This window comes from Massilia putida, from assembly GCF_001941825.1.
GTDB classification, from domain to species: domain Bacteria; phylum Pseudomonadota; class Gammaproteobacteria; order Burkholderiales; family Burkholderiaceae_D; genus Telluria; species Telluria putida.
In genome coordinates this window covers 3,278,063-3,291,620 of record NZ_CP019038.1, presented here as the reverse complement: position 1 = coordinate 3,291,620, position 13,558 = coordinate 3,278,063, and the positions used below count along the sequence as shown (strand labels likewise).

The following is a 13,558-nucleotide window of genomic DNA, read 5'->3' as shown; positions in this document are numbered from 1 at the left end:
ACGACTGAAGGGGGCAGGCGATGCGCAGGCGGCGCAAAGGTACGCTGCCGCTCATCGCTCCCCCATTCTCCGAAACTTATCAAATAGACCCGATATCAGAAATGTATTGTCGACTTGAAGATTTATGCGAAGTGATATGTATATAGGCCGAACTGTCGGCAGGCTCAGTGCACGCTGCCCTTCCTTTGTCGCGCGCGGCGTTGGCCGATCAGCCGTTAAATGGACATAACAGCTTTCGAGCGAAAACACGAGTTATCGCGGCGCGCTATTTGGCGGCTTGATAACCACTGGGCGCATATTTCCAATGCCGAGACATGCTCAACGGCAACGGCAATTGCTAAGAAATCTTACGCTGATCTAACGGTCTTGGTCGAATAAACAATAATTTTGCTGAATCTAATTTGTGATAGGCTATGTTAAGCACGGTTTAGTGTAGCGCGCGGCATTGAGCGAAACAAGAACGGCAACGGGAGGGGGCAGCCCAAAACAAGGATTGCAAAACCTCGTGCGCTGCTATTTCCGAAGACAACGGCCAGGATTCTTATTGCTAAATGAATCTGTCTCGGACCTGCTGCGAAGCAGTATCTTGCATCCTCAAGTTCAATAAGTGACATTTCGCGGCATATTGATGGTGTGTTGCAAGGTTTAGGTAAAAGAGCAGTTGACCGAAAAAGCACATAGAGGCAACTCCGATCGTCTGCGCCGATCTAAAATTCTTCCACCTGAATTCCCTCGTAAAAATATTCTAATAAGTATCGGTCGAACTCGCTTAAATTTTCCACGGTAGTCATAATTTTTTCTATCCCGATTTTATTTAACTTGGCAACTGCCGTATGAAGCGAAAGTTCTTGAGCTTCGAAATCGATTAAGCCGGCCCTGTGGATTTTTCTGCTTAACATCCTCGGGAGTCCGTATTCTTCTAGCTGGAATACAACCGGTGGAAGGAAAGCGAATGACGTTTTTGCTACAAACGAAGATATATCGTATTTTTTGTCTTTTAGAATAGCACTCTGGATCGTATTAACGTCAGCGAGCAGTGCAGAAAGCTTAAAAACCACGTTCCTTTCGAGCTTAAAGAAATCGTCAATTCCAACGTCCACGCTGTCCAACATTGATAATAGCTGCGGAATAGACAAAGACCAGTTCTTTGATAAAATCTTTACGAATGCTACAAACTTGCTATATTCTATGTCCCATCCCCCAGGTGCTAGCGCGATTACTTTGTACAGCAAGCGATCCCAGTCGGCCGGATTAGGCGAGTTTAAATATCCAAGGCCATTCCACTGCGGGTTCCTTTTGATATCAATTGCAATTCGTTTTAGTAGGAAACTATCGCTGGACTGAAAGATTCCATCGTCGTGCAAGGATTGATACTCTTTGTCTCCGAGGATGGACTGCATTTCTCTCCGGTATTCTATGATTTTCCCGATTTGATCAGGAGTAAGATCATCGCGATACTTCTCCTCATCAATATCACCTAACAGCTCATCAGGGACTTTTAAGTCGAGTTCGGCCTGCTCGTCGGCTGGTGGACTTTCAAGAATATAGATTTTGCCGACGAAATGCTTGAACATTCGTCCACCTCGGCCAATAATGTTCTTATATGTAAAGTCCTTTAAATTCGAGTTCCCATTCTTGTTACGCCATATGACAACATTTTCGGCACATGTGTTTACGCCCTCCACGATCGATGATGTTGATATCATACTCATCAGCCCGTCTGCTTCCTCGAAGAGACGTACTTGTATCTGGCTAAGAGATCGGTGAAGCTGCCCGTTGTGTACTCCTACAGCCCTTTTTACGAGCGAGGTTAGGTGCCAATTCTTGTCGTAATTGCTCGAGAGCCAGGATTCGAATGCCGACAGTAGCTTGCTGCGTACTGGCGTTAAGTTATCTATAAGAAGATTGCTGACTTTGTGAATGTTTGGATAATTTCCTGCGTAGATTAGCGTTTTCTTTTCATTCTCTCCAAGTATTCTCAAGAGATATTTGCTCTTCTTTACCTCGTCTGTGCCAATCTGTCTGAAATATTCCTTCTTTTCCAGGAAAACGGTATTGAAGTCAAATTTCTCAAACCGCATGCCGCGGGTGAACGGACTGTCATTTAGGCCTGAAATATTTGGGGCAAGAAAATAACGCTGTTTTGCCCGTTCACTTAAGCTTAGTATTGCCCTTAAGAGGGATGGCGATCGTTCTTTGTCAAACTTTTTGCTTGCTTTGTAAAACTCATCGATGATCAATATATCGACTTCAGGCAGGCGACTCGCATATCCGATCGCTCGTTCTTGGGGAAATATCAGAATATTCCTCTCACCTAGCTCAACGTCTGCAGTCGTAATTACCTTGTAATCTCGGCCGAACTTTCGCTGAATACGCCTTCTTGTCTCATCGGTTAGAGCAATCGTAGGGACAATAATCACTACATTTTTAGGTTGCTTAACGGCAATGAAGGAATCAATAACGAAGCTTTTGCCGAAGCTGGTTGGTGCGCTAACGGCTAGACTTTCACCATCTAATAATGATGCCAGTAGGGCGGACTGTTCCCTATGTAACGCGACAGGCTTTTTTTCTCCCACATCTACTTTGAATGCTTCGTAGACGTAGCGGTCCTGCCAGTCTGCGCTAGACAACTGAAGATATGGATATAGCCCAGTCTGACGGATCAAGTGGTTTAGTAGCGGCGTGAACTCGACACTGTGGCGCTTACAATAGTCGAGAGTTCGGATAAGTTCGTCGCGTGCTTCGGTTTCCTGCCCGGCAATGAGAAGATCATTGATGACATTGCATAAGTCAAACAAATCTATGGTCATTACTGATCCTTGTAGTATTCTACATTAGCAATGAATTTATCAATGATCTTCTTCTTGTCAGGCACTGGAAACAGTATGAGATGAAAAGTTATTTGTGGATATTTGTGGAAAGATTTTAGCTTCGCGATTTGCGATTCGAAATAGGCTTGTGCGCGGTCCCTATGAAAACGCCGAACCTGTTTTATATATTCTTCTGATAGGGCTGTGGCCTCAGCTGTAATCGCACACTCGTGGATGAGAAGAATGGGAATATGGATTCGACTTACCAGCTCGTCAATCGACTTTCGTACTGCTAAAGCACTAAGAATGCGATTGCGTAGATCTTCGTCGCTGATAAGGTGTTGGATGTCCTGAAGGTTTGTTACGATGCTATTTTCTTTCTTTAGCTTATTCGTATCAAGTGCATTCCCTACGGACTGGATAATGCTGGCTAGTCGAGAGTTGTCTATGCTGTTATAAAATTTTGCTTCCCCAAGCCATAGCGAAAAATCGCCGTTGGCTATGACAAGGTGGACACTATCTGCGCCTTTAGCATTATCCTGGGCGTTTTGCTTATAAAATATCTTTGGCACTACAGGCAAGGCATCGTAATGCTTTTTCATTATTCCGTACAAGACTATCTCGGCAAGTTCGCTTCCTTTTCCGAATTCGTCTTCCTTATCGGTCAGGCGTAGATTCCGCGCTGCGGCAGTTAGCTGACTGTGAGCCTTCCCGACTAAGCTGGCCCTTTCACGCTCCGACAGGGCAGTTTCCGCAATATTGTCCCAAACGAAGTTGTGCAAGTCCGAAAACTGCCACTTGCCGTCCTCGAAGCCGTTTACAAGGCTGAGTACATGCTTACGATCCAGAGGCGAGAGTCCAGGTTTAGTGTTGAGGTTGAGGAACGAGTCGTCGATGAGTATTTCGAAGTCCATTATTGTCGAGGCAAAACCATCAGGATCGTCAAAAGCTTGACAAGGAGGTAAGTCGTCATACTATCTTAGATTGTCCTTAAGAATCTCTCCAACTGTTGCACTTTTGGTAGGGCTGGCCAGTCGAAGTGAATTGCCACCGCTACCGTGGATACTCTTCAGCCTTACAATGAGGCATGTGGACAGGTAATTAGCAGCGAGCGATACGCCGAAGAATTCAGCATCGAAGCGGTCGAGCAGGTCAGCGAGCGTGGCCATATGGTAGCCGAGGTAGCGGCATGTACCGGTCAGCGGATATAGCCTATATCAGTGAGTAAAGCGGTACAGTGCAACGCCGGTTGAGCAACAAGCCAGCAACGAGCAGCAAGTGGAGCTCCGCCGTCTGAAGGCGGAGCAGAAACGTCACACAGAAGGAGATATTCAAAAAATGGCGGCCGCGTACTTCGCCGAGGTGTCCCGGTGAAGTACGGATTCGTGCAGGAGCATTAGCGTGCGTATTCTACGTCGGCTGTGCCAGATGCTTGAGCTACACCTAAGCGTTTATTACGCCTGCTGCGTCGCCAGAGTCGGCGCTTGCTGTCGAACTCACGTCTGCTTGAGGGACGCTAGAGCTGCTCATGACCGATGATCGCTCACGGCCAGCTTATCCACTTGTCCAGATGGCGTTAATCCTCCCGTTCGACGTCTTCGAAGAAGCTTGGCCCAACGTCGAACAGTAGTGTTCCATGCTTTTGCAGGATCGCCGCAACGACGTGCTGTGGGTCAGCCGCCGAGAAGTCGAGCCAGTACCCGTATGCACCATCGCCACTCGTGCCAGCGTTCTCGTCGACGAGCACGTTGTCGAGCTGCTCCATGAGTTCAAGCGGCATATCCAGCCTATCCGCATACGCCTGTGCACGCGAGATGAGGGCCCGGTCGGCGTAGGGGGCGTTCTCAGACGCCCGTTCGATCTCCATGTGCACATTGCCGACGAGCCGGCGACCCAGACGATCTACGCTCACGATCGCCTCGACATCGACTTGGTGTCCGGCATAAGGCCGCTCCAGGTCGATTTCCATGCTCAGATGTCCGACCACGGGTATCGATAAAGTCTCGCCGACCTCGGGTAGGTCGGCAAGGGTGAAATCGAACGGCACGTAGATCTCGCGGACACCGTTCGTGTTCATGTCTGCCGTTATGCGTCCCACGTCATCGTCATTGACCACGGTGGATTGTAAGCTGCCGTGCAGGAAGTCGAAGAAGTCCATTTCCGATGCGTGCACACCGCTTCGTCGTAGCCGGCTGGCGAAAGCCGCATCGATGAGGTCGACCAGTTGCTTGCTCGTCAAGGATAGGCCTAGATCTGTTGCACGCTGCCGCAACGTGGCTGCGTCGAGGACGAGGTGAACACCATCATTGATCGTGGCCGGTTCTTCACTCGACCTTTGGTAGCCAGCCAGCGTCTGGTAGCCGAAAGCGCAGGCGAGGAGCTGCTGGGCGTGGCCAAGTTTGATGGCGATGTCACGCTGCTGGCTCACTACACGAAAGGAATAGGACAGGGATGCGAAATCCGTACTCATGTGTTTTCTCCAAATTAGGCAAGGAACAACCAGCGCTTAACTTGTTCCATGCCGGCGAGAAACGCACGAGGTCGGAAAAGTTGGGATACTACAAGAAGGAACATGGTCGGATTTGAGTCGCTGGAACTCTGGCGGACGCCTGCGCGTAAGCATATCGCATGTCTAGCGAACTCTGCAATAGCAACAACGACGTAGCGCGGCAGTGGATGCGCGGCCTCTACAGCCTCGGCGGCGGCTGTAATTTCGGTCAGATAATTAATGTATCTCGTACCGCAGCTATATAGGCCGCTGATCAATGAGGGTATGGGAAAGGGTAGTGTTAGCGGACGGCAGCGTAAAACGCAGGCGCCATGTGTGCTGCAGACACCGATAGCGCTCACACGCTGGATCACTAGTGGTAGCGACGGCTCTGCACGTCCCAATATCGAAATTTGGTGCCGGTAACCGAGCAGCATATGCGGTCCATTGGCTGTATCCGTCAATAAGTCCTGGACCGGATGCTTGTCGCCGTTGAGGACACAGGCGTAGAACTAAGAATTCTTCTGCAAGAGCAGTCTGGAATTGATCGCGATGTGTCACGGGAAATCGATCGATGCTAGCTGGTTGGGTTGCCCCGCCGTATGCCTTGCCTCATGTCGATAAATCGTACGTAAGCTTCGTTCCCGTGCCTGAGCCGTAACTCGCACCGATGCGCATGACGTCCGCTGCGCCACTTCACTTCATTTTCTAATCGCTTTCTGACTTCGTTCTTCTTGGCAGCATTTCACTCTGATCGTTGACGGCCCGATCGTAGGCCATAAGCTCGACGTGTGATACGCGAAAACCATCCGACAACTTTCGATGAAGTGAAAGTGGGACTCGCCGAGGAGCGCTATTTCATGAAGCAAAGGTGACGCGGGACATGCCTCAACAGTTTACTAGACTCGGCCAATGCGCTCGTCAATGCGACACAACCATCGTTGACCATTGGAAATATATGCTTGACGTGGATAATTAGACCGGTCAAAATCGCCCGGTCTGATTGCGGGGAAAAGTTATGGATACGTTCGACTATGATGCCCAAGGGTTTGATCGCGTTTTTAAAACAGAGCTCGGCCAAAACTTATGGTCTTACCTGACGTCGTCTGAGACACGTATTCGCATGCAAACTGCGACCGCGCTTGGCCGACCCGCGGTGGAAGGCATCGAAGAACAATTGCTCGAACAATTCGGCTCGACAGTCCAGAACGATCGTATTAAACAGATGATAGGCCACATGGTCCGGCAGATTATGGAGCGTGACGGTTATGTTATCGACGCGCAGAACGTCAAGGTAACCAACGGCGCACCTTTTGTCCGAGCCACCCGTTACCGTGCTCGCGGTTTCGTGCGTTTGCACGTTTGGCGCTCGCTGGAGGACCCTCGTTTCCTCGCTCTCACACTCGACAGGAAAGGAGCGCAACTGGAGCGGACCGATTCAGGTCATTGGCGCTACTGGAAAACCATCGAAGGACGTCTGCGCCTGGCGGTTTCTATGGGGCTGACGGAGATCGATGCTACTCTTGGTGCAATCGAGAAAGATGGATACGCCACGCATTGCCTCGACCGCATGATGCGGACGGGGCGCGAAAGCGATCAAACGCCGACCAGGCTAGCCGAAAGTGATAGCAATAGCTGATCGGCCCGCATGCGCTGCTTCGTTGAATGAAACACCGGCTGAAATTTCTACATGAAAATCGAAAAATTCGTCATCTCGGCGGTAGGGCCGCTGCAGCACCAAATAATCGACTTCACCGACGATTGGTCAGGAGAAGTTGCAAAATATGTCCTGCTGACGGGGCCGAACGGGTGCGGCAAATCGACAGTCTTGCGCACCGCAGCGAACCTGTGGGAAGCCTTAGGTTATTGGCTCGATTATCACAAGGAGCTGCCGAAGAACGCTGCGGCAAGAGAATGGCTGCAACGTTGGGATGGCTGTTCCGTCATCCTCTCCGGCGTGCCATTTGTTCCAGGCAAACTCGGGCTGATGTTCGGTGAAACCGAGTGGTGCGAGCGCCTTCAGAAAGACTATCCGGACGTCACTTGGATCGGAGAATTCGTCAGCCGTGGCAAGCCTGGCACGCCGAAGAGAACGTTCTACTCGCGAGGCGACAAATGGCTGAAGGAGTTCGCGCTTGCGCGACGCAAATTGATCCTTAGTTTCGAGAAGGTTTCGACGCCGAACATGATTTACCTAGATGCAGAGGAGCGCCGGTGGGTCAATCCAAAGCGTAGCGTAGGCTCATTCGTTGCCGATGATTCAGCCACCCGTTGGCTACCCCGCTACCAGGCGACGGACGAATGGAAAGGCCAGTTGGAGGCATCGTTGATTGCGATGAAAACGACGCAGCCACGCGCGTTCGTCGATGTCGTGCGCCGCCTCAATACCTTCCTGATGGGCAAGAAGATTGATCCGGAAATGCGTCCCGGAGAGAACCGTCTGCGTGTCCGGTTCCCAGGGCAATCAAACGTCAAACTCTCGCTTGATGACCTGAGTGCGGGCGAGCACCAAGCGCTGATCCTGATCTATTTTGTCACCCGCTGGGCGGAAGAAGGATGCGTTGTGCTGGTCGACGAACCAGACCTGCACCTGCATCCTTCCCTTGTCAGCAGTATCATGTCGACCCTCGAAAGCATCGTTACCGATAAAGGTGGGCAGCTCATTACCACTTCGCATCAGCCTGAGATATGGACTCGCTACGAAGCCACTGGCAAACGGGTTGAACTGCGCGGGGCCGTATGAGCAAGCTCGCTAAACGGATTGCCGACATCAAAAGCCAGCAAATCGGTATCACAGGCAAACGTGCATTGGTTGTTGAAGGAAAGGATGACGTCGGGGCGTTTTCGGCGTTCCTGCGCAAACGCAATGGGGCGTGGGACCAGCAGTGGGTGGTCGCCTACGCTGGCGCAAAGACGCGGGTGCCGGAGATCCTGCAGGAAGAACCGACATGGATCGGCGTCGTCGACCGCGACGAATGGACCCTGGCAGAAGTCGGGTCGGCCAGCGCCGCTTGTTCAAACCTGTTCGTGCTTCCCCGGTTTTGCGTCGAAAGCTACCTAGTCGATCCAGCCGAGATCTGGGCTGCCTTGCCGCCAATACAGCGCGCGCGGTTTAACGATGGTGCACCACAGCTGCGCCAAGCGATCGAGGCGAATCTGGCTAACTGGAAGCGGCATGCCGCGTTATGGCATGTTATTCATCCGATCTACCGCCACATGCGTAGTTCCGAACATCGGGATTCGCTCCTCGATCCGACCGCCGTGCCCAATGACGCCACCCTAACCCAAATCGTCAGTGGTTGGCTGAATAAATTTGACGCAGCGCGGATCGCTCAGGAAGTCAACCAGAAACTACTCGGATACGAACAGTTACAGCCGTTCGAGTTTTATCATCAACATCTGTATGCGAAGAAGTTTTACCCGATGGTCGTGCATGACGTACTGAACCGGGTTCTCGGGCAGACGCAGGAGGAGGACCGGTGGCAGAAACTGTTACTGACTATGCCGTTACCTGCTGACCTTGCGCCGCTCTGGACAAAGATGGGCTTGTAGAGCGTCAAAAGGTGCTGCGAGTTGAACCGGGCTCGGCACGAGCGTACGGCCAAGCTCTCTCCTCAATGTTGATCATTTTTGACAGCTGGCCCCGCGCCGAGGCGGTTTGATGAAACAAAAGCGTGACTGTCCGAAGCCCAGTCCGCGACCGTAGTTGACGTAGATCGCTACCGTCCTTCGAATCAAAAGCCGGCCGTCCGTTGAAGCAAAAATGCCCCAGATTCTGAAATAAAATGCCACTCGCCGATAGGAAGTATGCGGACTGACTGCTGACTACTGAACGGCCGAGTTCCAGAATTTGTCGAGCTCCCAGTACGTACTCCTTCGCGTGAATACGCTCTCTGGTTCTCCCATCTCCACCCAAGTAACAGGATAGTTATCGCGGAATTCACGGAAAATGAGGTGCGTGAGTCTCAAGCTCGAAATCAATGCGCACCCCAGGAGGACGCACACGAGTGCCGGATATGGGGTGATCACGGAGCGCCTTTCGTTCTTGTTTCTGTCCTGCTGACTGTCTTTCGATGTCAGCTGTCTGCATGAGCGTGCGGCGTCTGTTGTGAAGAGGCTTCGCTCTGTTGCTTCAACTCTACGCTTGTTGCTGTAAAGGTGGCGTAAAAACCGTTCCCTAGCTAATCGGTAACTGCGCTGAAGGCACACGCGACCGTCCAATGCATGGACGCAAATGCGTGACTGTCACATTAATTCTTTGGTACGGGTCGGCCGCGCGGCCTCGTCTGATGCTGCGAGTGGAATGGCACATCCCAAGCCGCACGGGCAACGAATTCTCAAAGGTGAACGTTTTTGATAGCCGGGCGATCCGCTCGCGGTCCGAGAGCGGCAAGTGCCTGCTATCCGTAGCCAGATTCCGATCGTGGTCGGCATCGGCGATTACGCAGTTTTGGAAGCAAAGTCGCCCGTAACATAGCGTGAGATTACCCACGAAATTGACCGGTTTCACTGGTTTACTTAAGGATGGCTAAGTAAATTAGCATGTGCGCGTCGGTATTTTTATACCTGAGATACTTCTCGCAGCACCGAAGGCACTTTTGCGCTCGCGCCACAACTGCGGTGTCAATTGACAGAGTGCCGGGACCTCTACTGCTTGACGTCGGGTGGTCCACCGCCCCGTTTGATTGCATCAAGGTAGTCCGCCCAGCGCTGCATCATCAACCGCCGCGCAGGCAGATGCGCCGTCCGGTTATATGCACGCCCGTTCGGGTCTTTGACGGCGTGCGCAAGCTGGTGCTCGATCAAATCGACCCGCTCGCCCAGAACTTCATCCATGATCGTGCGCGCCATCGCACGGAAGCCGTGGCCGGTCATCACATTCTTGCCGTAGCCCATGGCGCGCAAGGCCGCGTTGATCGTGTTCTCGCTCATACAGCGTTCGCCCGTGCGGACGCTGGGGAACACAAACTTTCCATGTCCGGTAATAGCGTGAAGCTCCTGTAGCACCGCGACCGCTTGCGTCGCCAGTGGGACTATGTGGTCCTGTCCCATCTTCATCTTGGCGCCAGGGATGCGCCACTCGGCCGCGCCGAGGTCGATCTCGGACCATTCGGCAGCGCGCAGCTCTCCGGGGCGGACGAATACCAGCGGCGCCAGCTTGAGCGCGAAAATGGCAAAGGCATGGCCGTGGTAAGCGTCGATGGCGCGCAGCAGTTGGGCAGCCTGCTCCGGCTCGGTGATCGCGGCGTAGTGCGCTTCCGGGACGGCGGAAAGTGCGCCCCGCAGGTCCGTGGTGACGTCGCGGTCGGCAAGTCCGCTGGCAACCGCAAATCGGAATACCTGACCGCACAACTGCTTGATCTTGTGCGCGGACTCGATTGCTCCTCGTGCTTCGATCCGTCGAAGCGCGGAAAGCACGTCCTTGGGTTTGATGGTGGAGATGGGGAGGGAGCCGATGACCGGGAAGACGTTCGCTTCGAGCCAGGCGGTGTTCTTCTGTTGCGTGCTGGCGGCCCGGCTAGGCGCGGTCTTGGCCAGCCAAGCGCGGGCCACACCCTCAAAGGTATGTTGCGCTGCCGTTGCCTTAGCCTCCTCTCTTCACGCTTGACCCTTCCGGGGTCGATCCCCTGGTCCAGCAGCCGGCGAGCCGCAAGCCGCCTGATGCGGGCTTCGGCAAGAGTCACTATCGGATACTTCCCAAAGGTCAGTCGGTTATTTTTGCCGTTCGGCTGCCTGTAGGCCATGCGCCAGAATTTTGTCCCGTTCGGCATGACTTCGAGATACATGCCTTCACCGTCGCCCAAGGTATAGCTTTTGTCCTTGGGCTTGGCGTTCCGAACAGCGGTGTCTGACAGAGGGGTGCAGATCTTTGGCATTTTAAATCCATGACGGTTGGCGTTTTTTATCCATATGGAGAAATATGGATTAAAAAACGGCGGCTGGTAATGGACGAGCTCAAACTTTGGCGCACAAAAAAACCGCGTTCCCAGAGGGAGAAACGCGGTTTCTTGGACTTTGCGGGACTACTACGGATGAGTAGGTGGTGCCTCCGGCCGGAATCGAACCGGCACGCCTTTCGGCGCTTGATTTTGAGTCAAGTGCGTCTACCAATTCCGCCACAGAGGCTGCAAGCGCAGGCGCGCATATTAGCACATGCGATGCCAAATTGACCAGCGTGCGTGCCTGGCGGGGCGCGAGCAGTGGGCGCAGGGGGCGTTCCGGCGTATGATCTCGCCTACCTGAGCAAACGAGCCGCCCGGCAAAGGCGGCCTGCACGATGAAGAATAAAAAAATACGCGAGATCATCCTTGGTAAGCCGCTCGATCCCATGAAGAGCGAGACGCGTCACTCGATGGCCCTGGTCGCCTTCCTGGCCTGGGTCGGGCTCGGCGCGGACGGCCTGTCGTCCTCTTCGTACGGTCCGGAAGAAACCTTTCGCGCGCTTGGTGCCCATACGCACCTGGGCCTGTACATGGCCATCGCCACCGCCGTCACGGTGTTCATCATCGCGCTCGCCTACAACCAGGTGATCGAGCTGTTCCCGACCGGCGGCGGCGGCTACCGTGTGGCCACCAAGCTCGTCGGGCCGTATCTGGGGCTCGTGTCCGGCTGCGCCCTGATCCTCGACTACGTGCTCACCATCGCGATCTCGATCGCGTCGGGGGTCGATGCGCTCGCCTCGTTCCTGCCGCTCGGCTTCCAGCCTTATAAACTCTGGGCCGAAGCGTTCTTCATCGGCCTGTTGATCGTGATGAACCTGCGCGGGCTGAAGGAGGCGATCCAGATCCTGCTGCCGATCTTCCTCGGCTTCGTCGCCACGCACCTCGTGCTGATCGTGTACGGCATCGTGGCGCATGCGTCGCACCTGCCGCAGCTGGTGCCGAACACGGTGGCCGAGACGGCCTCGCTGGCGCGCGAGATCGGCTGGGCCGGCGTGGCCGGCATGCTGCTGCTCGCGTATTCGCAGGGCGGCGGTACCTATACGGGCCTCGAGGCCGTGTCGAACAACGTGAACCTGCTGGCCGAGCCGCGCGTCCGCACGGGCAAGATGACGATGTTCTACATGGCGCTGTCGCTGGCGATCACGGCCGGCGGCATCATCCTGTTGTACCTGCTGTGGGACGCGCAGCCGACCCCGGGCGAGACGCTGAATGCGACCGCGTTCCGCCGCATCATCGCCAGCATGGGCCTCGGCAGCGAACTGGCGAACCAGGTGCTGCTCGCCGTCGCGCTCGCATTCGAGGCCGGGCTGTTGTTCGTGGCGGCTAATACGGGCTTCCTCGGCGGGCCGTCGGTGTTGTCGAACATGGCGTCGGATTCCTGGGTGCCCCACCAGTTCCGCTACCTGTCCACGCGCCTCGTGACCCAGAACGGCATCCTCGTGATGGGCATCGCCGCGCTGGCGATCCTGTTCTGGACGCGCGGCCAGGTCACGCTGCTCGTCGTGCTGTATTCGATCTCGGTGTTCCTGACGTTCGCGATCTCGCTGTTCGGCCTGTGCCTGTACTGGTGGCGCCATCGCAGGGACACGGACAATGTGCGCTGGGTGCGGCGCTTCCTGCTGTCGCTGGTCGGCTTCGTGATCTGCGCCGGCATCCTGGCCGTGCTGCTCGTCGAGCGCTTCATGCAGGGCGGCTGGGCCACCGCGCTCATCATCACCGCCATCGCCGGCCTGTGCATCGTCATCCGCAACCACTACCGCGAGACCAAGCGCGCCATCCGCTCCGTCGACCGGGTCTTCGCCAACCAGCCGTTCGGTCCGGTGAAGGACATCGTCGAACCGGACCCGAATGCGCAGACGGCCGTGTTCATCGTCGGTAACTCGCGCGGCGGCGGTCTGCATGCGCTGCTGTGGGTGCTGCGCATGTTCCCCGGCCACTTCAAGAATTTCCTGTTCGTGAACGCGCGCACGGTCGATTCGCTCGCGTACGGCGGCGAAGGCGCGCTCGAGAAGATGCGCAAGGATGCGGCGCGGACGCTGGAATACTTCGTCGACTTCTGCCAGAGCCACGGCATGGCGTCGGCATCCTACATCGGCTTCGGCACGGACGCGGTGGAAGAGGTGACCCGCATGTGCGAGCAGATCAACCGCGAGTATCCGAATTCGATTTTCTTCACCAGTAAATTGATCTTCGCATCCGATAACTGGTTCACGCGGCTGCTGCACAACCAGGCGTCGCTGGCGGTGCAGCGCCGGCTGCACCTGGAAGGCTTGCAGATGGTGATCTTGCCGATGAAGGTGTGAGGCCCACCGGCGAGG

Annotated in this window: 7 protein-coding genes, 1 tRNA gene and 1 pseudogene; 4 read left to right on the top strand and 5 right to left on the bottom strand. The window is 54.5% G+C overall.

The genetic code is table 11. The features are described 5' to 3' along the window. Positions 1 to 707: 707 nt before the first annotated feature. From BVG12_RS16840 to BVG12_RS16825, 3 genes are all read right to left on the bottom strand, one after another. A complete protein-coding gene (locus tag BVG12_RS16840; RefSeq protein WP_075793408.1) occupies positions 708 to 2,810 on the bottom strand; it encodes a DEAD/DEAH box helicase in 2,103 nt (700 codons plus the stop codon). Beyond that, the gene (locus BVG12_RS16835) at positions 2,810 to 3,724 is read right to left on the bottom strand and encodes a HamA C-terminal domain-containing protein (RefSeq protein ID WP_075793407.1); all 915 of its coding nucleotides are present in this window, start codon (positions 3,722 to 3,724) and stop codon (positions 2,810 to 2,812) included. The genes BVG12_RS16840 and BVG12_RS16835 overlap by 1 nt, the downstream gene beginning before the upstream one ends. A 662-nt stretch (positions 3,725 to 4,386) precedes the next feature. Further along, positions 4,387 to 5,280 carry a hypothetical protein gene (locus tag BVG12_RS16825; RefSeq protein WP_075793406.1) on the bottom strand — a complete coding sequence of 298 codons (894 nt, stop codon included), beginning with the start codon at positions 5,278 to 5,280 and terminating at the stop codon, positions 4,387 to 4,389. Between the two features lie 1,036 nt (positions 5,281 to 6,316). Here BVG12_RS16825 and BVG12_RS16820 point away from each other — a divergent pair. Genes BVG12_RS16820 through BVG12_RS16810 form a run of 3 tightly spaced genes read left to right on the top strand, consistent with a single transcriptional unit; the run spans position 6,317 to position 8,850 of the window. Further along, on the top strand, positions 6,317 to 6,937 hold the full coding sequence (locus BVG12_RS16820; RefSeq protein ID WP_075793405.1) for a hypothetical protein: 621 nt from the start codon (positions 6,317 to 6,319) through the stop codon (positions 6,935 to 6,937). A 51-nt stretch (positions 6,938 to 6,988) separates the two neighbouring features. After that, positions 6,989 to 8,041 carry an ATP-binding protein gene (locus BVG12_RS16815; protein WP_075793404.1) on the top strand — a complete coding sequence of 351 codons (1,053 nt, stop codon included), beginning with the start codon at positions 6,989 to 6,991 and terminating at the stop codon, positions 8,039 to 8,041. Further along, positions 8,038 to 8,850, top strand: coding sequence for a DUF4435 domain-containing protein (locus BVG12_RS16810; protein WP_075793403.1), 813 nt, complete (start codon positions 8,038 to 8,040; stop codon positions 8,848 to 8,850). The genes BVG12_RS16815 and BVG12_RS16810 overlap by 4 nt, the downstream gene beginning before the upstream one ends. A gap of 1,095 nt (positions 8,851 to 9,945) precedes the next feature. Here BVG12_RS16810 and BVG12_RS16805 read toward each other — a convergent pair. Together BVG12_RS16805 and BVG12_RS16800 are read right to left on the bottom strand one after the other, a co-directional pair. Then, positions 9,946 to 11,174: pseudogene (locus BVG12_RS16805) on the bottom strand (tyrosine-type recombinase/integrase). A gap of 165 nt (positions 11,175 to 11,339) precedes the next feature. Then, positions 11,340 to 11,424 (bottom strand) — tRNA-Leu (locus BVG12_RS16800). Positions 11,425 to 11,575: 151 nt separating this feature from the next. On the opposite strand from BVG12_RS16800, the gene BVG12_RS16795 reads away from it, so the two are divergent. Next, complete coding sequence (locus BVG12_RS16795; RefSeq protein WP_075793402.1) at positions 11,576 to 13,543, top strand: APC family permease; 1,968 nt, start codon at positions 11,576 to 11,578, stop codon at positions 13,541 to 13,543. Positions 13,544 to 13,558: the final 15 nt, after the last annotated feature.